The sequence below is a fragment of the Marixanthomonas sp. SCSIO 43207 genome, assembly GCF_019904255.1.
Lineage (GTDB): Bacteria > Bacteroidota > Bacteroidia > Flavobacteriales > Flavobacteriaceae > Marixanthomonas.
Window position 1 is genome coordinate 1,427,196 of record NZ_CP063203.1, and the last position, 20,054, is coordinate 1,447,249.

The window sequence follows — 20,054 nt, forward strand, 5'->3', positions numbered from 1 at the left end:
GAAGGCAGGAATCTCAAATTTAAAAGAAATGAAAGAGTGGTACATCTATATAATGGCAAACAGACCAAATGGAGTGCTTTATATTGGTTGTACCGACAATCTTGACGAAAGAGTAAAAGAACACAAGTTAAAAGTTTATCCAAATAGCTTTACAGCAAAGTATAATTGTGATAAATTAATGTACTTTGAATTAGTTGAAAGTGGAGCTGTTGCTTCAATACGAGAACAACAAATGAAAAAGTGGAAAAGAGCGTGGAAAATAAATCTGATTGTTGATATGAATCCAAATTGGAGTGATTTGAGTCTAAATTGGAATTTAAATTTTAATAAACTTAGAAATGAGTGATAGTGATAAGGAAAGATTCCTGCCTACGCAGGAATTTAAGATGCCCAAAATGGGTGAGAGCATAACCGAAGGAACAATCATTAATTGGCTAGTTAATGAAGGAGATTCTTTTGAAGAAGGAGATATTCTTTGTGAAGTAGCGACCGATAAAGTTGATAATGAAGTGCCTGCGCCTGCTTCAGGAAGTATGGTTGAACAAGTGAGAAAGGTGCAAGAAGTTGTACCGGTAGGCGATGTGATTGCTATTTTAAATATTTCTGAAGAAGAAGGAAGCTCTAAAAAGTCAACTTCATCAAGAAAAACAGATACTTCAACACCTGACCAATCTTCAAAAAAAGCTGCTATCTCTAAAAAAAAGATGCAACCTTCAGCATCAAAAAATGTAGAAACAAAATCTTCTACATTTACTGTTAATGAAAATATATTTATAAGTCCGTTAGTAGAAAGTATTGCTAGAAAACATCATATAAGTTTTGAAGAGTTAGCTAGAATACCAGGAACAGGAAAAGACGGTAGACTTCGTAAGAGTGATTTGTTCAGTTATATTGAAGAGGGTCGTCCATTTAAATTTGCACAACCCATACCGGAAGCATCCGGCTTTCAAGTACCCGATTTAAAATTTGATAAAGGAAAAGGTAAACTTGTAGAAATGGACAGGATGCGGCAAATGATTGCCGATCACATGGTTTTCAGTGCTAGCACGGCACCTCACGTAACAGCTTATGTTGAGGCAGATCTTACTGAAATGGTTCAATGGCGAAACGCCAATAAAGTTGCCTTTAAAGAAAAATATAATGAGAAATTAACCTTTACCCCGCTTTTTATCGAAGCAGTAGCCAAGGCCATTGGGGATTTCCCAATGATTAATTCGAGTCTTGATGGGAAAAACATTATTGTAAAAGAAGAAATAAACATAGGAATGGCAACCGCATTACCGTCTGGTAATTTGATTGTTCCGGTAGTGAAAAACGCTAATAAAAAAGACTTAAAAGCCCTTGCTGAAAACACAAATGACTTAGTTAATAAGGCAAGAGATAATAAGTTGAAAGGAGATGAAACTAAAGGAAGCACCTTTACAATTAGTAATGTAGGCACATTTGGAAGTTTAATGGGAACTCCTATAATTAACCAACCTGAGGCCGCAATACTTGCAACCGGAATAATAAAAAAACGTGCCGAAGTGATGGAACGTGAAGAAGGCGATAGTATTGAGGTGAGAGATATGATGTACTTATCATTATCCTTTGATCATCGTATAGTTGATGGATATCTGGCAGGCTCTTTTTTAAGAAGAGTAGCAGATAATATGGAGCAATTTGACATTAAAAGAAAAATTTAAAATGGAAAAAAATTCAAAAGATATATTAAAGAAAGCTTATCAAAACTTAGTCACTGCAAAGTCAATGACCGAGTTGTACGAAGAAAATTTTAAAACCGTTTCAAAATATGTTCACGCTACTTCTAGAGGTCATGAAGTAATTCAAATGGCTGTTGGAATGCAGTTAAAACCCCAAGATTATGCTTTCCCTTATTATCGTGATGATTCTATTTTGCTTTCAATAGGTATGAAACCTTATGATTTAATGCTTCAAGTATTGGCAAAAAAAGATGATCCTTTCTCTGGCGGTCGTACGTATTATTCACACCCTAGTTTGAGAGATGATGATAAACCCAAAATTCCGCATCAAAGCAGTGCGACCGGTATGCAAGCTATTCCTGCAACTGGTGTGGCAATGGGGTTTCATTACCGTGAAGGCGGTAATCTTTTCGAAGATGAAAAAACGCAAAATGATTCAGAAAAAAGTGACAAAAGTGCTGTTGATGGCTGGTACAATCAAGAAGTTCACTCAGAAGATTCCCGTCTGCAAGGGAATGCTCCAATCGTAGTTTGTTCGTTAGGAGATGCATCTGTAACCGAAGGCGAAATTGCCGAAGCTTTCCAAATGGCAGCTTTAAAACAATTGCCCATTTTATACTTAGTGCAAGATAACGGTTGGGATATTTCAGCAAATGAAGCTGAAACCCGTGCGCAAAACGCTTTTGAATACGCTAGAGGCTTTAATGGTTTAGAAGCGGTTTCCATAGATGGGACAGATTTTGAAGAAAGCTACAATACGCTTCAAGATGTGATTTCAAAAATAAGAACTGAACGACGTCCATTTTTGGTTCATGCTAAGGTTCCGTTGTTAAATCATCACACATCTGGAGTGAGAATGGAGTTTTACAGAGATGATTTAGACGAAGCTAGATCTCGTGATCCGTATCCGAAACTTAAAAATTTATTATTAGATAACGGTTTTTCTGAAAAAGAACTTTCAGAAATAGAAACTGAAATTAAACAATCGGTTCAAAAAGACTATGAAAAGGCGTTAAAAGCCGAAGATCCTAAACCGGAAGATTTATTCACACACGATTTTGCACCTACCGAAATTACAGAAGAAAAAGGAGAACGATCACCAGAAGGTGGTGAAAAAGTAGTGATGGTAGATTGTGCGCTCTTTGCTATTGAGGAGTTAATGGGTAAACACAAAGAGTGTTTGCTGTACGGTCAAGATGTAGGAGGACGTTTAGGCGGCGTGTTTAGAGAAGCAGCAACCTTGGCGCAGAAATTTGGTGACAACCGTGTGTTTAATACACCAATTCAAGAGGCATTTATTGTAGGATCAACTGTTGGGATGAGTGCTGTAGGGTTAAAACCCATTGTTGAGGTTCAATTTGCCGATTATATTTGGCCAGGACTGAATCAATTATTTACCGAAGTAAGCCGTAGCAACTATCTTTCTAACGGAAAATGGCCGGTATCGATGATTCTTCGTGTACCAATTGGCGCATATGGTAGCGGTGGGCCGTATCATTCTTCTTCAGTAGAAAGTGTAGTGACGAACATTCGTGGGCTTAAAATTGCTTATCCAAGTAACGGAGCAGATTTAAAAGGGTTAATGAAAGCCGCTTATTACGATCCTAATCCTGTGGTGATTTTTGAGCATAAAGGGTTGTATTGGAGTAAAGTAAAAGGTACTAAAGGCGCAACTTCTTTAGAGCCTGCTGAAGATTATGTGCTGCCGTTTGGTAAAGCGTGGTTGCTTCAAGAGATTTGGAAACAAGAAGATGAAGAAACCCTTTCTATTATTACTTACGGAATGGGGGTACATTGGGCTGTAAACGCTTCAGCAGAATTAGGGATGGAAGACCGCATCGAAATAGTTGACCTTAGGACGTTACATCCTTTGGATTATGAAACGGTATTCAAGTCGGTTAAAAAATGTGGTAAGTGTTTGGTAGTGACCGAAGAACCTTCAGATAATAGTTTTTCAAGAGCGTTACAAGGTAGAATTCAAGAAGAATGCTTTCAGCAATTAGATGCACCGGTTATGATAATCGGTAGTGAAAATATGCCGGCAATACCATTAAATTCAACATTAGAAGAAACAATGATTCCTTCCACAGAAAAAGTAAAAGCTAAAATTAAACAACTAATAGAATATTAAAAGCAAAAAGGAGTACTCTCAAGTACTCCTTTTATAACACTTAACAAAAAACAAACATTATAACTTGATTAGTTTTACAGATTGAACTGCTTTTCCGGCTTGAACTTTAGCAATATAATTTCCTGCTGCAAGTTCAGATATGTTTATGGTTAGGTTTGTTGTCTTATTACCCACAAATTCTTTCACTTTTTGTCCTAACAGATTGTATATAGAGACTGAAGTAATAGCACTTTTTGAAGTAAATGTAACTTGATCTCTTGTAGGGTTAGGGTAAGTAGTGATATTCGCAATGGTTTGGTCATTAATACTTAAAGGTTCGCTAGCAACGTAGATATTAAATTTTATATCTTCAGGCATAGTTGAGGTATCTTCAGTGTAGATAGTCCAATTATTACCGTTGTACCAAACTCCAATAGTTTTGTCAAGTATATTACTCCAACTGTCTGAAGCAGTACCCCAATTGTGAGAAATTACTGGGTATGCTTCTGGTTTTCCATTCAAGCTTGGATGATCTAAAATTGTATAGTTAGCCGTTGTATTACCAGCAGTAGTTATATGGCTGAACGCGTCAGCATTACCGGTACCTTCATCAATCAACAAAGAAAATGTAGCATTTGCAGGAATCTCTGTGGTTGTTTCTTCATTGTATATATTCCAACGTTGAGAACTATCACTATACCAAAAGCCATAATTGTGATTGTTGTAAACTTGATTTGGATTCCAATAGTTTGCATAAACGATAATTGCATTTGGGTTTCCGTTAATAGCAGGGTCATTCAGCTCTAAGGTGTAACTTGAGCCATCAGCTTCTTCAGTGATTAGTTTTCCTCCCTGTGGTATGTAAATATTATATGATGAGCCTTCAATAATAGAACTCAAATCTTCATTAAAAACTGTCCAGTTTGATCCATCATACCAAGTGCCAGTAATTTTATTATTGTATTGCACTCCTTCACTGTTGAGGTTATGTGATATAATGATATTTGCATTGGGATTACCATTTAAATCTGGATGATCTAATGTGGTGACATTTCCAGTTGAATTACCTGTTGTTGCTTTGTGCACAAACACCTTGTCTTGAGCGATTACTACTGAAATAAGTAGTGACATTAAAATTGTAAAAATTGTTTTCATAATACTAAGTTTAAATTGTTATTTACTTTCTGAAATCAAAAGTAGATTACAGTGCTTTAACAATTAGTAGTTAAACACTTGTAAATGAATGGGGTAAACACCCTGTTTTATGAGGGGTTAATATTATGAGCCCAATTTTTGAATTATTTTTGATTGGGACGCTAATACTCGTGTAGGTTAATCAAGAGGAATTTTTACATATTATAAAACATAAAAAAAGTCCTCAAACTGAGGACTTTTAAAACTATTTTTTCATTGCTCCGGGCGGGTACTCTGCTAAAATTTCTTTTACAATTTCCCTAATACGTTTTTCTTTATCTTCTATATCGCCACTTGTGATGAGACGAGCGCTTCCTATACCCTGCCAAACCAATTCATTTGTCTTGGCGTCAATAAGGTCTATATAAAGGCTTCCTTCAGTAGAACGGGAAACAGTGTTACCGTAATACCCTCCAAAGTACCAAGGTCTCCAGCCCCAACCATAGCCAAAATTATTATTGTAAACATCTACGCGCTCTCTCTCTTTAGTAAAAATACTTACTAAAAGGTCTGCAGATTTATTTTTAACTAGGCCTTTAGCATTTAACTCGGTGTCAATTGCTCGTAAAATACGTTTTTTATCAAGATCGTTTATTTCTGCTTTGTCAATTCCTGGTTTGTAAAAAGCAAAAGTTTGATAAGAATTAAAATTTGCTTTTCTGTCATAATCTGTTGCAACTCGCACTGAAGTACAAGAGGTAACTAGAAAGACAAGCAATAGTGGTAATAGTTTTAATGCTTTCATAATGTTTTAATTAATTTAATAAATCATCATCTACAAAATTGGGAAGCGTTATTTGTAAATTTTTATTTTGTTTCATAGCTCTTTTAATAGCAAAAACAGCTTCGTCATTTCGTGCCCAACTTCGGCGTGCAATTCCGTTATTTACATCCCAGAACAACATACTTTCTAACCTTCGTTGTGCATCCATAGTACCATCAAGAAGCATACCAAATCCTCCATTGATAACTTCGCCCCAGCCAACGCCACCACCGTTATGAATACTTACCCAAGTAGCGCCTCTAAAACTATCGCCTATTACATTTTGAATAGCCATATCTGCAGTAAATCGGCTTCCGTCATAGATGTTTGATGTTTCGCGATAGGGAGAGTCTGTGCCAGATACGTCGTGGTGATCACGTCCTAAAACTACCGGCCCAATTTTTCCTTCCTTAATAGCTTTGTTGAATGCTGAAGCAATTTTAATTCTTCCGTTGGCATCTGCGTATAAAATTCTAGCTTGAGAACCTACAACCAACTTGTTTTCTTGAGCACCTTTTATCCACGTGATATTATCTTGCATTTGCTGCTGAATTTCTTCAGGTGAATCTTTCATTAATTCTTCAAGTACTTCTGAAGCAATAGCGTCTGTTTTTTGCAGATCTTCGGGTTTTCCTGAAGTACATACCCAACGAAATGGACCAAAACCATAGTCAAAACACATAGGCCCCATAATATCTTGTACATATGAAGGATACTTAAACTCTTTGTTTGAATCTTTGGAAAGAATATCGGCACCGGCGCGAGAGGCTTCTAATAAGAATGCATTTCCGTAGTCAAAAAAGTAGGTTCCTTTTTCGGTATGTTTATTAATAGCTGCTGCTTGACGTCGCAAACTTTCTTGTACCTTTTCTTTAAATAAACCTGGATTGTTTGCCATCATTTCATTGGCCTCTTCATAGCTCATTCCAGCTGGGTAATAGCCTCCTGCCCAAGGATTGTGGAGAGACGTTTGATCGCTGCCAAGATCTATGTGAATGTCATTTTCAGCAAAATACTCCCAAACATCAACTACGTTTCCATCATAAGCTATAGATACAGTTTCTTTTTCTGAAATGGCTGTACGTACTCGTTCTGCTAATTTTTTTATATCATTTATCACCTCATCAACCCATCCTTGTGAGTGGCGTGTATGCGTAGCTTTTTTGTTTACTTCGGCGCAAACTGTCACACAGCCGGCAATATTTCCTGCTTTTGGTTGTGCTCCACTCATTCCTCCCAGACCTGATGTCACAAATAGCCCTCCTTTAGGTTCTTTTTTAATTTTTCTGAAACCATTTAAAACAGTAATTGTTGTTCCGTGAACAATACCTTGTGGACCAATGTACATATAACTTCCAGCTGTCATTTGGCCATATTGAGTAACGCCGAGAGCGTTAAACTTTTCCCAGTCATCTGGTTGCGAATAGTTGGGTATCATCATACCATTTGTTACAACTACTCGAGGTGCGTCTTTATGGCTTGGAAATAATCCCATAGGATGACCAGAATACATTGCGAGGGTTTGCTCATCGGTCATTTCGGCTAGATATTTCATTGTTAACAGGTATTGTGCCCAGTTTTGAAATACTGCTCCATTACCACCATAGGTGATCAACTCGTGCGGGTGCTGTGCAACGGCATAGTCTAAGTTGTTTTGAATCATTAGCATGATAGCCTTTGCTTGATTGCTTTTTCCGGGGTATTCTTCAATTGGCCTTGCGTACATTTTATAATCTGGCCGGAAGCGATACATGTAGATACGGCCATACTTTTCTAGCTCTTCTTTAAATTCAGGAAGAAGCGTAGGGTGATGTTTTGAATCAAAATAACGAAGGGCATTACGCAAGGCAAGTTTTTTTTCTTCAGCTGAAAGGATTTCTTTACGTTTAGGGGCGTGGTTTTGTTGAGTATCAAAAGGTTTTGGGTTTGGTAAATGATCTGGTATACCTTGCGTTATTTGTTCTTTAAAAGTCATGCGCTTTTTATTTAGCAGAAATTTTATGTTTTTGAGTTTGTTTTTTTGTTAAAACCGTAAGGGCAATGCCTACAGCCGCTTTCACAGCAATAACCTCGCTTTAAGTGATATTGTTCTGTGAAACATTTATAGCCTTCTGGTGTGAGATAAAAATCACCTTCTTCTATTTTTATACGTTTTTTTGGAAATAACATGTCACAAAAATACAAAAATCAATCTTGAGTAAATAGGGAGAGGCATAGCTTCAGAATATATAACTTTGTAAAAATAGGTTGTTGTGATTGTATTTGTAAATCGTTTTATTTTACCTAAACATATTAGTGGAGTTGCGTTGTGGCCTTTTGTGATAATTAAAGAGTCTCACTTGAAAGTAGATGCTGTTTTTATGAATCATGAACGTATTCACTTGCGGCAGCAGCTAGAACTATTAGTGTTGCCTTTTTACCTTTGGTATGGGGTTGAGTATGTTATGCGGTTACTTTACTATAGAAATAGACATACAGCATACAGGTCTATTAGCTTTGAGCGAGAGGCGTATGAAAAGGAACAAGATGTTTTGTATTTAAAAAACAGGCCTTTTTGGGGATTTTTAAAGTTTTTTGTGTAGTTTTTTCAAATCTTATTTTAAAAATAAACCTGAATTATCTTTGGTTTTAGTCAAGAGGAATCTTTTGAGTAGGAGGTATGAGGGGTAGGCAATAAGCTATATGCACTATGCAGTTGATTTATATAACAATAGGGGTATGGTGTTGTATGTGTATTTAAGGATAATTGGGCTGTGGTTAATAATAAAAAAACCTCCGCAAGGTGATGTTGAGGAGGTATTAGATTTAATTAATTTTCAGTTGCATCGACTTTCTTTTTATTTTTTATTTTTTTTTTGCCTATGGGATTAATAGATAAAAGAGGATTATTATCAATTCTAGTGGTATTTTTTAAAAGAGAGTCAATTCTCTTTTTTTTACTTTTATCTCTTTTTTGGGATTGACTAAAACTTGATTTATCATTAAAGGAATTTTTATTTAAGACGGCTCTTTTATTAATCATTTCAAGCGAATCTGTTGTTTTGATTTGAACGATAAATTGTGTGTCAGTTTTTCTTTCTTGATTGTATTCTTTTCTTTGTGAGTAAGAAATTTGTGTTACTAGCAATAATATAAAAATAGTAGTTATACTTTTCATTTTGATTATTTTTTAATCGAATATAGTTAAACTTCTATGCGAAACATCTGGAAGAGAGTTTACATTGCATCTAAGTGTAGTAGGGAAAATACCATCTCTAAGCCATTGAACTTTTAATGTATTTGTAACACCGGGAGTTACAGATACAGGAAACATGCTGATATTAGCATTCCAAGATACTGCACTAATCTCTCCGAACATATCATCATAATCATAATCTGTTGCTAATGTTGTGGCTCCAGCTTCAACTCTATTGCTAGCTGTAACATTTATTAACCTAAAAGTGGCATGACTTGCTGCTGGAAGTGGATTTGTATCCATATGACCTGAGGCACTAAAAGTTACATATACAATAGAGTGACTAGGGGTAAAAGTTATAGTCATACCATTCATGTCACTAAAACTATTAGAATTTGTAGAAGTGTCAGAAGTAGCTTTAACAGAAACAATATTTGTACCATAATTTCTGTCTGCATAACTATTTACCATCCACCTAGATTCAGATTCATTATATTGCAGAGTTACACTTCCATTTTTAGATGAAAGGACAAGGTTGGTTTCACCAGGACAATAAATTCGTCTTTGAGTATTAGCATTAGAACCTTGATTATGAACAATGGTCATAGTATGGTCTGTGGTGTTTATTAAGGTTAAAAGTTGGCCGTCAGCTGCAGATTCACCATTAGGAGTTAGAAACGTTAATATATTAAAATCACTTGTAGGGCCTATAATTCTATACTTTGAGTACTTAGTAGTTCCCAGATCTATATTGGTATTATTTCCATTGTTTAAAGTTAGAGCGGGTCCTTCTCGTAAGGAGAATGATCCATTAACATCTAATGTTGTTTCCGGATCAGTTGTATTAATCCCAACTTGAGCGAACGTGATAGATGCAGAAAAAATTAACACAAGTGTTAAAATGTTACGATATTTTAGTTTAATTGTCTTCATAATCGACACATCATTATTATTTGGTGTCATAATGATAAGAAATCTATTTATTGAAATGTGAGAAATTCGATGAAGCACCAAAAAACCTATATAACTAACATTCAGAGGGTTGTTGGTTAATAGGTAGAAGTGTAGCAAAGATTGAGAATGAAGCGTATAAAAAAAGCCTGAAGAAAAATCTTCAGGCTTTTCGGTAGGTTTGTTATCGGGGGCTATTCTTTAATTAACTTTTTAGTGACAGTACCTAATTCTGTGTCAATTTTTACAAAGTAAATCCCAGTGTTTAATGTTTTTAAACTTAATTGATGAGTATTATTGTTAGGACCTACTTTTTCATTAATTCTCCTTCCTAATAAATCATAAACTGCAATATTCTTTAAATAGGTGCTAGGTGATGTTATATTTAATAGTTGGTTTGCAGGGTTAGGAAAGATTGCAATTTGTGATAAGCTTTCTGATGTGTCAAGCTCTTGATTGCTTTTGAACTGAAGTATAAAACGACTATTGAAGTTGCCTTTTTCTGCAGTAAACTCATAATCTTCTTCACTTAAGTTGGTTACTGTACTACTTTTATTATCAATCAAGTAAACGGTAGCATTTTCAATAATTGGACCTTGAATATCACTTATAGAAATATGATAGGTTGTTTCTTCATTAATTTGAGTATCAAACCCTAACAAAACTTCGGTTTCATCAGCAAGAGGTGCTCTACCTTGTATGGCTAATTGTTCTCCTGAAGCAATTTCAGAATATAAAGATACTGGAGTTGCTAACCGTTTACTGTCATATTTGCTTTCAAATGCATCGGTTGAAACTTCAGAAAACCCAACGAGTATAGAACTTCCCATATCCCACTTTTCATTTCTAACTTGTAACCAAATGCGGTCACTTTCAAAAGCTGTTCTTCTGTAAGTATCATTATTTTCATTAACGCGCATACTATTATTAAAAACTGCTGTTGCTGCTGCTGAGGTTTTTACGCCAAAGCCTTGTCCTGAAGCAATAAACCCATTAGGACGTGTTGATGTTCCTGGGTCATTTCCGGCTTCAGATCCTCCCATTTCGTTATACATAGAGATATCATTCATATTGTAGTTATTCGGGTTGTATCCCGGATACGAGGGATTGGGTGCTGTTAAATGCTCCCAAAAATAAAGTGTTTCGATTGTAGGGTTAGCGTCTAAAAAAGCATCTGCATCAATTGCTGAAGGGTATGGATTACTTAACATATTTGGGCTGTCATTTGCTTCTGTATTAAAAAGTAAATCAAATGTAACCACGCCATTATTAAGAGTTCCTTGTGTATAATCTAATGTAAAGGAACCCGTTTCTGTTGGTGTGGTTTGTGGGCGTACTAAATATCCTTCGCCAGGATTAATGGTTCCTGTGTAATTCACCCAGTTGTCTCCATTGTCATCAGCAAAATTTTCAGCTAATGGAAATTCGTCATTCACTTGTTGATTAGGGGTGAAATTCGCTGTAATATGATTACGCACCATTACTGAGGTGCCATACACTCCATTGCGCGTTTCACCAGAAACAGGACTTCCTAGTATCATAAAATCACGTTCATCAAGATTTGGAGTTATTTTTTCTACTGAAATAGTACCGTTGTTTATAGTTGTTGCATCGTTATCTTGTTGTACAACACTACCTTCATGAGCTATATACAGATTTCCGTTTACGGTTATGTCTCTTTGTACATTGATATAATCTCCGGCGGCAACTGTAAGTGTTCTGCTGGCGTCAACTTCACACGTACAGGTCTCAAAACTTGAATTGGTAGCTGTGTTATAATTAGCACTAATTTTTGCATTAGATCCTAATGAAGGAACCCCGTTAGACCAAGTAGCTCCATTATAGCTAGTTGTTTCAGCTTCAACTGTTACAGTTGCAGTACAGGATGATTTGTTTGCGTAATCATCTTCCACAGTAAGTGTTACTTCAAAAGTTTTTCCAACATCAGCACATGTGAAGGTTGTTTTTGAAGCCTCAAGACTTTTTTTAACAATGCCAAAATTATCTGTAGAACCATTGTCTATATCATCTGCTGTAATAGTAACTGTACCAGTGACACGATCTAATGTTGCTGTAAAATTTTGACAAGATGCAGTAGGAGGGGTGTTGTCATAATTTGGATCTTTCAAGATGAATAGACCACCATCACCGTTTGTGCTTAGGTTTCCAAACCCTGTTGCAATTATATTACCACTTTCAAAAAATGGATATACATTCCAAGTTCCATGAAAGTTAGCAGAGTTATCTGGTGTGTACATGTCAAAATAATTGATTTCATCCATAGTTGGGTTTGTTTCATCATACAATCCATCCACTTTAAAAACTCTCATTCCAGCTGCGTAATTGGCAAGATAAAACCGGTTTCCGCGAACATAACCGTTATGGTCTGTTGCTGAAGTCTCTCCATAATGTACATAATGTTTTAAGGGGTTGTCAAGATCTGTTAAATCAAATACTATTGTTTTAGTATTAAAACCATGAGTTCCTTCATCTAATTCGTCACCAGCAATAAAGAAACGTTTGTCTTCTGTAAACCAACCTTGATGGGTGTATTCTTTATTTATATAGTCTATAAAACTTATGCGTGTTACATTACTTTTATTAGTGACATCTAAAATTTGTACATAATCTGAGTTGCTAAAACTACCAATTAGTATTTCTTTGCCTTGGTAATCGGGGTCTGGACCGTCATAAACTACAACTTGGGCATCATGACAATAGCCGTAGGCAGAAATATCACCGGCCAAAGTAGGGTTTTTAGGATCTGATAGGTCTAAGATTCGGGGTCCGCCACCATTTCGGTTTGAACCAAGAACGTAGGCGTAACCTGTTTCTTCATTAATAATGATATTATGGGCGCTACCTACTCCGCTATAGCGTCCATCTCCATTTTTATTGAAATTGAGTGCTGGGCTTCCGGTCAACCCCCGTAATCTGGTTAAGTCAAAAATTTGTACACCATGGCTTCCATTGCTATCACTAACAATATAGGCGTGGTTATTATAAATTTTAACATCTCTCCAATAACTACTTCCCGTGTATGAGTCCATCCGTCCTAAATATTTAATATCGGTAGGGTTGGATATATCCACAAAAGCGGTTCCGTTATCCAATGCAACTATTGCATATTCTTTATTTGTTGATGGGTCTGTCCATCCCCAAGAATCTTGAGCTTCAACAGCTCCCATTGCTGCCGAGGATATGTAATCCTGAAGGGTTATTCCATCACAAGGATAACCATTTGCAAAACCTCCCGAACAAGGAGTTTGTGCAAAACAAACAGTACTTATAAACAGAAGGACTAGTAGTGATTTTTTCATTTTTTAGCGGGGTTAAATTGAGTACATTATGTTATTCTTCTAAATAAATAAATTCTACGGTACAGGGTAAATCTATACCTGCATATGCTTCATTCTGAAATTCATTGTCAACCATAACATCAACTCTTAAACCGAAAGAGTACGTCACTCCAGCTCTTAGGTTTTCATAAAGAATAAGTGATGAGTCATGTCTAAAGGCTTCATATCCAGTTCCGGCACCAATTAATTGATTGTTGATTGAGTATGCGTGAGTATAAATGTCATAGTTACTTCCATTAAAATTAAATCGGAAATACCCTTCTTGAGTCGCCATTCTCACATTGTTAGGTGTTTCTGGGGGGTTAAGTTCTCCTGCTCCAAAATTGAAGTTGGCTTCAATACGATACGTTCCTGAATATTTAGGTGTAAATGAAGAGCCATTCGCTAAACCAGGAACATCTCTAAAAGATCCATTTTTAGGTACTCTAAATTCTAATGTTGATTGTTCAAATTTTTGATTATCTTCTTTTATGTATTGTGCTATCCATTCATTACCATCCCAAACGTAAATTCCGGGATATACATCATTACTTCCTGATTGTGTGGTATTTGTGTTATATACAACAGTGCCTTCAACAATTCCGCCACCATTAGGGTTTGTAACTGGGCTTTCTGAAGCTCTTGATGTTAAAGATACTTTTGGAAAAACAAAGCCTGAAGAAGTGCTTTCTATGTCCAACATTCCTTCTGGGGTCGTTGTTCCTATACCTACTTGTGCTGTTATGTTTCCCATAACAAAAGAAAAAAGCAAGAAAATAATGTTGTTATAGTAGATTTTTAATTTCATAATATTTTGTTAAAAGTAATATAACTTTTTAATATTTTAAGATTTATTCACTGATATATGTAAATTCAACTGTGCAAGGTACATCTGCCCCAATATATCCCCTTCCTGAGTTGTTATTTCCATTATTTACAAAACCTGGTGAAGGCTCTTGGTTGAAAGATAGAGCAAAAGCGTAACTTTGGTTTGCTACCAACGAGACATAGAAAATTTTATATGATTCAACCCAAGAGTTTGAATAGTCGTTGGTGCTATAATTGGTGTTATAAATAGAGATTGATTTGGAAACAAAATTGTGATCTGTCCCGTCAAACGTAAATTTAAAATCTCCTTCTTGAAAAGCAGTATTAATATTTGCAGAACTTGGAGAAACCATAGTTCCTCCACCGTAATTAACATTTACTTTTATACGGTACCATCCGGTATAGTTTGCTGTAAATGAAGCTGACGTAAAACCTGGTATATATTGGTATCCTCCGTTTGAAGAATGATTTGAACTTGTTCTTAACGAAGTAGTTTGTTCAAATAATTGTGATTGTCTTTTACTAAATTGCGGAACCCATTTACTCCCATCCCAGCTATAAATACCCGGTACAACATCGTCTGTTCCTGTTGTAGTTGTATTAGTATTATATACTAAAGTACCTACAGCTAAATTAGGATTACTAGGGTTTGAAACTGTTCCTTCATCGATAATAGATGATAAAGATACAGTAGGGTATATAACCCCCATATTTGAGCTGTTTACGTCAAGCATACCGTTGGGATTGTTGGTGCCAATACCTACTTGAGCTGAGCTTGTGCAAATTGAACCAAACACAATTAGAAAGTGAAAAAAAGTAATTTTAATTTTCATGATTATGTTTTTTAGTTACCTAAATAGGTGAATTCTACCGAACAAGGAATATCAAAGCCAACAAAGCCAGCTCCTCCGTTAAATCCACTTCCAGAATTACCATTGTCTTCAAATTCTGGAGAAGGATCTTGATTAAATTCTAAGCTAAAATTATATGATTGTCCAGCTCGAAGCGTTTCATAATAAACCACTTTATGTTGTTCCCAAATAAGGTAATATTGTGTAGCTCCATCTGTTGAAATGGCTTTAGCAGGAATTAATTTTGTTTCAGTGCCTGATTCTGTGTCATAAATAAATCTAAAATCACCGCTCTGAGTGGCTACATTGACGTCATAGTCAGTTCTTATATGACCGCCTCCAAAATTTACACTTAATTCTATTTTATAAGTTCCTGAGTATTTTGCTGTAAAACTTTCGTTATCAAGGTTGTGTATAGATTCAAATCCTGCATTAGATCTTGATCTTAAGTGATTAATTTGCTTAAAAATTTCAGCGTGTTTTAAAGGAAATTGATTGACCCACTGACTGCCATCCCATACATAGATACCTTTATAGACATCATTAATACCATTACTTGTGTTATTGGTATTGTATACAGTTGTACCAATAGGAATGTTTCCGCTTTGAGGATTTACTGCAGGTGCCATTACATTTGTGGCAGTTAATGCTAAACGCGGAAGCACTATACCAGTAGTGCTACTGTTTACATCTAAAATTCCGTTAGGAGATGTTGTGTTAATACCAACTTGTGCTACTAGAGATAGTTGGCTCGTGAGAAACATAGCAAAGATGAAAACACAAAATTTGGGGGTAAAATTTGTCTTCATAAGCGTTAGTTAGTTTGATTTAGGAAAACAAGTATAAGGCAGAAATCGGACTAAGTACAAAAATATTCGATGAAACGCATTAAAATTTAAGAATTATCCGAAAAAACCTACAATTTATGCTAAAATTTCGCATATTATTGATGTTTTTTGAATTAAATCTATTTTAAGATTAACTTAATTTGCTGAACCAAAAAGTGATTTTTTTCACATCTAAATAAATCAATATTTCTATCTAATTCATTTATTTTTATCAAGGCAGTTTTTAATATAATGATCGAAGACATACACTCTTTTTTAGACTTAGAAAAACCGGTTAACACACAAAAAATTGATCTTTCACCTTTTGTGAAAACCAATTGTGAATTGTATTTACTTCGCGAAGATGAAATTCATCCTTTTGTATCTGGAAATAAATTCAGAAAACTTAAATACAATATTTCTCAAGCCCTTTCTGAAGGTGTTGATACGCTACTTACCTTTGGAGGTGCATATTCAAATCATATTGCGGCAGTTGCTGCAGCTGGTAAGCTTGTAGGTTTAAAAACTATTGGAGTGATTCGAGGTGAAGAACTTTCAGAAAAAATATCCGAAAACCCTACGCTCTCTTTTGCTAAAAAAGAAGGAATGAAACTTCATTTTATAACACGTGACAATTTTAAGTTAAAAGAAACAGCAGCCTTTTTAGCAGCTTTAAGGCAAAAACTAGGTGCATTTTATTTAATTCCGGAAGGCGGGACAAACGCTTTGGCCGTAAAAGGTTGTGAGGAGATTTTAACTTCTCAAAATGAGGTAATTGATTATATCTGTGCACCAGTAGGAACCGGCGGAACCATTGCAGGGCTCATAGAAGCATCAAAAGCCAATCAAAAAGTAGTAGGCTTTTCTGCTTTAAAAGGAACGTTTCAAACTACAGAAGTGAAAAAATATACCTCAAAAACCAATTTTACCATTTTGGATGATTACTGTTTTGGGGGATATGCTAAAATAGATTTAAAATTAATACGTTTCATTAATAGATTTAAGGAAGAAACCGGAATCCCTCTAGATCCTATTTATACCGGCAAAATGATGTATGGTATTGTTGACTTGCTTAAAAATGGGTATTTCAAAGAAAATAGCCGTATTTTTGCCATTCATACCGGAGGATTGCAAGGAATTTTGGGAATGAATCAACGGTTACATAAAAAAAACTTACCACAAATTAAGGTTTAATATGGTTTATAGACTTTGCGTTATTTTACTTTTAAGTACATTGGCTTTAAGTAGCTGTAAGTCCAAAAAAAGAACAGTTACTTCCAAAAAAAAGACGCGTACTGAGCGTGTTGTAATCCATGATAAAAAACAAGAAAAAACGATTGTCCTTCCTGAGAAAACCGAAATAAAACAACCACCTGCAAACGCCTCATATACTGAGATTGTCGCAACTTATATTGATAACTACAGTAAAATTGCAATGGAAGAAATGTTGCAATATGGAATTCCGGCAAGTATAACATTGGCACAAGGAATTTTAGAAAGTGGTGCCGGCAGAGGTGATTTAACCAAAAAAGCTAATAATCACTTCGGAATAAAATGCCACGATTGGACGGGTGACCGTGTATATCACGATGATGATGAGTTGCAAGAATGTTTCAGAAAATATAAAGATCCAAAATATTCTTTTAGAGACCACTCTTTGTTTTTGACTGAACGAAGCAGGTATCAAGACCTTTTTAAGCTTAAAAAACACGATTACAAAGGTTGGGCTAGAGGATTAAAAAAAGCAGGGTATGCTACAGATCCTAGATATCCTGATAAATTAATAAGTATCATAGAGCGCTACAATCTTAGACAGTATGATACTATGGTTTTGGGCGATCAAGTAACCTTAATTGAAGAACCAAATTCAAATAAAATTGAAAGCTATACCGTAAAAAGAGGGGATACATTATATAGTATTTCTCGCAGATTTAATATAACGGTAGATACATTAAAAGAGTACAATGGATTAACATCAAATACCATTTCCATTGGTCAAGTATTGTACTTGCATTCAGTAAAAAATCAATAAATAATTATGTTATACAAACGAAGTAGTGCCCTTTTTAAAGAGGCACAACAAGTAATTCCGGGTGGTGTTAACTCACCAGTAAGAGCTTTTACAGCAGTAGGAGGAGAGCCTATTTATGTAGAAAAAGCAAAAGGAGCCTACTTGTATGATGCAGACGGAAATAAACTAATCGATTACATCAATTCTTGGGGTCCTATGATTTTGGGTCACGCTCACGAACCGGTTGTTAACGCCGTGATAGAAAAAGCTCAAAAAGGAACTTCCTTTGGTATGCCTACAGAAATTGAAACCAAAATAGCTTCATTGGCTGTATCTATGGTGCCAAATGTTGATAAAATACGTTTTGTAAATAGTGGTACCGAAGCCTGTATGAGTGCTGTAAGACTAGCTCGCGGATATACTGGAAAAGATAAAATCATAAAATTTGCTGGATGCTATCACGGCCATAGTGATTCTTTCTTAATACAAGCGGGTAGTGGTGCCGTAACTTTTGGAACTCCCAATAGTCCGGGTGTTACACAAGGAACAGCCAAAGATACCTTGCTGGCAAAGTATAATGACTTAGAAAATGTTAAACACGTTATTTCTGAAAATAAAGATGAGATTGCTTGTATAATCTTAGAACCGGTTGCAGGAAATATGGGCTGTATTCCACCTGTAAAAGGATTTCTTGAGGGACTACGCAACCTTTGTGATGAGCACGATATTTTGTTAATTTTTGATGAAGTGATGACAGGTTTTAGGTTAGCAAAAGGAGGTGTTCAAGAGTTATTTAATATAAAAGCAGACATTGTTACCTTCGGAAAAGTAATAGGTGGCGGCTTACCTGTTGGTGCATTTGCGGCACGAGCCGAAATTATGAGTCACTTAGCTCCCGAAGGACCCGTTTATCAAGCCGGAACATTAAGCGGAAATCCCTTAGCGATGGCTGCAGGATTGGCTATGCTTACAGAGCTTAACAACAACCCAGATATTTTCACTTCTTTACAGAAGAAAACCGAATATTTGCATAAAGGTCTAGATTCTGTTTTATCTGAAGCTGGTATAACTCATACCATTAATCGACTAGGATCTATGATTTCTGTTCATTTTTCTGAAACACCGGTTATTGATTTTGAAACAGCAGCATTGGCAAATAACGATACCTTTAAGAAGTTTTTTCATGGGCTGTTACAGGAAGGTGTCTACATAGCGCCAAGTGCTTTTGAAACTTGGTTTTTAACCGAAGCTTTAACATATGATGATTTGGATAATACAATAGAGGCATGTAAGAAAGTAGCTAAAACACTATAAAAATAAAAAACCCTCCCGTGTTGAAACTAGGAGGGTTTTATTTTAATCTTTATTTTTTTATAAGTCTTCTTTAAAAAAGCCCAGCCATTTATTGTATTGCTCTTCATTTAAAGTCTTTTTTATATTAGCCTTTAAATCATCAACATACTCTTTTTTCTCGGCTGCAACTTTTGGCTCATTCAAGTCTTTACCGGCAATATTTTTTTTATACTTCATTTCATACGAAGTATAATATCTAAATAATGCTCGTTCTTGACTGTCGTTAAGTTCAAGTTTTGAAGCAAGTTCAGTTACTTTCTTTTTTGCAATAACTTCTGGTCTGTCTGCGTCTTGTGAAAGACTCTGGGCGTTTGCAAATTGAACGCCAGACACCATAATAAAAGCAATTGCAAGTATTTTAGCTAAATTTTTCATGGTTGTAAATTATACTATTACATGCTAATGTAATTAATTTTAGTGTGTATACTCCAAAAATTAAGCCAATTTTAATAGTTTAAAAGAATTAATTACGCATTTTAGCTTTTCTTCTTTTTTTGAAATGCTTCTTTTTTTGCTTTCCAAAAGATTCTTCCCACTTGGTGTATTGGCTTTCAGATAGTATTTGTTTCATTTCTTTTTTATAAGCAATTTTATCATCAAGCATTTGTTTTTTTCTTTCAAAACGTTCAGTTTCTGAAAGGTCTTTTTTTGCTTTACTTTCTTTCATTGTTGCTCTTTTTTCAGCTTTTTTTGCTAATAATTGAGTGACTTCTTTTTCTTGCTTTTCAGAAAGGTCAAGTTGCAAAGTAAGTTTTTTAGCGTGTAGTTCTGCTTTTTGTTGAGGAGATAGTGATTTCATATTTTCTCTCATCTCTTTTCTAGCTTCCATTTTTGAAGGCTGCTTTTTTTGAGCAAAGCCCGTAAACCCCAACAAGACAATACAGATAATGATTAAATTTTTCATTTTTTTCAATTTTAAGTTTATGTATTTATGACCTTTTATTTTAAAA

The 20,054-nt window shown here is 35.4% G+C and carries 19 protein-coding genes; 7 read left to right on the forward strand and 12 right to left on the reverse strand.

The genetic code is table 11. The annotated features are described in order from the left end of the window. Positions 1 to 28 precede the first annotated feature (28 nt). From INR76_RS06715 to INR76_RS06725, 3 genes are read left to right on the forward strand one after another with little or no spacing between them, the layout of a single operon-like run. On the forward strand, positions 29 to 346 hold the full coding sequence (locus INR76_RS06715) for a GIY-YIG nuclease family protein (RefSeq protein WP_255592881.1): 318 nt from the start codon (positions 29 to 31) through the stop codon (positions 344 to 346). Continuing rightward, positions 339 to 1,685 (forward strand): dihydrolipoamide acetyltransferase family protein, encoded by a 1,347-nt coding sequence (locus INR76_RS06720; protein ID WP_255592882.1) that lies wholly within the window; start codon positions 339 to 341, stop codon positions 1,683 to 1,685. The genes INR76_RS06715 and INR76_RS06720 overlap by 8 nt, the downstream gene beginning before the upstream one ends. A 1-nt stretch (position 1,686) precedes the next feature. After that, the gene (locus INR76_RS06725) at positions 1,687 to 3,834 is read left to right on the forward strand and encodes a thiamine pyrophosphate-dependent enzyme (RefSeq protein WP_223109886.1); all 2,148 of its coding nucleotides are present in this window, start codon (positions 1,687 to 1,689) and stop codon (positions 3,832 to 3,834) included. A 57-nt stretch (positions 3,835 to 3,891) separates the two neighbouring features. Here the strand turns inward: INR76_RS06725 and INR76_RS06730 are convergent, their stop codons facing one another. The 4 genes from INR76_RS06730 to INR76_RS06745 form a co-directional block, all read right to left on the reverse strand. Continuing rightward, entirely contained in the window at positions 3,892 to 4,968 is a 1,077-nt protein-coding gene (locus INR76_RS06730) for a T9SS type A sorting domain-containing protein (RefSeq protein WP_223109887.1), read from the reverse strand. 244 nt (positions 4,969 to 5,212) lie between these two features. Beyond that, positions 5,213 to 5,752, reverse strand: coding sequence for a DUF4136 domain-containing protein (locus INR76_RS06735; protein ID WP_223109888.1), 540 nt, complete (start codon positions 5,750 to 5,752; stop codon positions 5,213 to 5,215). Positions 5,753 to 5,762: 10 nt separating this feature from the next. Beyond that, positions 5,763 to 7,745, reverse strand: coding sequence for a urocanate hydratase (locus INR76_RS06740; protein ID WP_223109889.1), 1,983 nt, complete (start codon positions 7,743 to 7,745; stop codon positions 5,763 to 5,765). A 23-nt stretch (positions 7,746 to 7,768) separates the two neighbouring features. Continuing rightward, entirely contained in the window at positions 7,769 to 7,939 is a 171-nt protein-coding gene (locus tag INR76_RS06745) for a DUF5522 domain-containing protein (protein WP_223109890.1), read from the reverse strand. A gap of 83 nt (positions 7,940 to 8,022) precedes the next feature. On the opposite strand from INR76_RS06745, the gene INR76_RS06750 reads away from it, so the two are divergent. Continuing rightward, positions 8,023 to 8,352 carry a hypothetical protein gene (locus INR76_RS06750; protein WP_223109891.1) on the forward strand — a complete coding sequence of 110 codons (330 nt, stop codon included), beginning with the start codon at positions 8,023 to 8,025 and terminating at the stop codon, positions 8,350 to 8,352. Between the two features lie 227 nt (positions 8,353 to 8,579). Here the strand turns inward: INR76_RS06750 and INR76_RS06755 are convergent, their stop codons facing one another. The 6 genes from INR76_RS06755 to INR76_RS06780 all read right to left on the reverse strand — a co-directional run bounded on the left by INR76_RS06755 (position 8,580) and on the right by INR76_RS06780 (position 15,722). After that, positions 8,580 to 8,927 (reverse strand): hypothetical protein, encoded by a 348-nt coding sequence (locus INR76_RS06755; protein WP_223109892.1) that lies wholly within the window; start codon positions 8,925 to 8,927, stop codon positions 8,580 to 8,582. Positions 8,928 to 8,939: 12 nt separating this feature from the next. Then, a complete protein-coding gene (locus tag INR76_RS06760) occupies positions 8,940 to 9,836 on the reverse strand; it encodes a hypothetical protein (RefSeq protein ID WP_223109893.1) in 897 nt (298 codons plus the stop codon). A 254-nt stretch (positions 9,837 to 10,090) separates the two neighbouring features. Further along, positions 10,091 to 13,216, reverse strand: coding sequence for a choice-of-anchor B family protein (locus INR76_RS06765; RefSeq protein ID WP_223109894.1), 3,126 nt, complete (start codon positions 13,214 to 13,216; stop codon positions 10,091 to 10,093). A 31-nt stretch (positions 13,217 to 13,247) separates the two neighbouring features. Then, positions 13,248 to 14,042: a hypothetical protein gene (locus INR76_RS06770; RefSeq protein WP_223109895.1), complete on the reverse strand. Its 795-nt coding sequence runs from the start codon at positions 14,040 to 14,042 to the stop codon at positions 13,248 to 13,250. A gap of 43 nt (positions 14,043 to 14,085) precedes the next feature. After that, a complete protein-coding gene (locus tag INR76_RS06775; protein WP_223109896.1) occupies positions 14,086 to 14,895 on the reverse strand; it encodes a hypothetical protein in 810 nt (269 codons plus the stop codon). Positions 14,896 to 14,906: 11 nt separating this feature from the next. Further along, positions 14,907 to 15,722 (reverse strand): hypothetical protein, encoded by an 816-nt coding sequence (locus INR76_RS06780; RefSeq protein ID WP_223109897.1) that lies wholly within the window; start codon positions 15,720 to 15,722, stop codon positions 14,907 to 14,909. Positions 15,723 to 15,992: 270 nt separating this feature from the next. On the opposite strand from INR76_RS06780, the gene INR76_RS06785 reads away from it, so the two are divergent. From INR76_RS06785 to hemL, 3 genes are read left to right on the forward strand one after another with little or no spacing between them, the layout of a single operon-like run. Further along, the gene (locus INR76_RS06785) at positions 15,993 to 16,934 is read left to right on the forward strand and encodes a 1-aminocyclopropane-1-carboxylate deaminase/D-cysteine desulfhydrase (RefSeq protein WP_223109898.1); all 942 of its coding nucleotides are present in this window, start codon (positions 15,993 to 15,995) and stop codon (positions 16,932 to 16,934) included. Position 16,935: 1 nt separating this feature from the next. Further along, positions 16,936 to 17,772 carry a glucosaminidase domain-containing protein gene (locus tag INR76_RS06790; RefSeq protein ID WP_223109899.1) on the forward strand — a complete coding sequence of 279 codons (837 nt, stop codon included), beginning with the start codon at positions 16,936 to 16,938 and terminating at the stop codon, positions 17,770 to 17,772. 6 nt (positions 17,773 to 17,778) lie between these two features. Continuing rightward, positions 17,779 to 19,065, forward strand: coding sequence for a glutamate-1-semialdehyde 2,1-aminomutase (gene hemL / locus INR76_RS06795; RefSeq protein ID WP_223109900.1), 1,287 nt, complete (start codon positions 17,779 to 17,781; stop codon positions 19,063 to 19,065). Positions 19,066 to 19,122: 57 nt separating this feature from the next. On the opposite strand, the gene INR76_RS06800 is transcribed toward hemL, so the two are convergent. Together INR76_RS06800 and INR76_RS06805 are read right to left on the reverse strand one after the other, a co-directional pair. Further along, positions 19,123 to 19,479 (reverse strand): hypothetical protein, encoded by a 357-nt coding sequence (locus INR76_RS06800; RefSeq protein ID WP_223109901.1) that lies wholly within the window; start codon positions 19,477 to 19,479, stop codon positions 19,123 to 19,125. Between the two features lie 88 nt (positions 19,480 to 19,567). Then, positions 19,568 to 20,008: a hypothetical protein gene (locus tag INR76_RS06805; RefSeq protein ID WP_223109902.1), complete on the reverse strand. Its 441-nt coding sequence runs from the start codon at positions 20,006 to 20,008 to the stop codon at positions 19,568 to 19,570. Between the last annotated feature and the right edge of the window lie 46 nt (positions 20,009 to 20,054).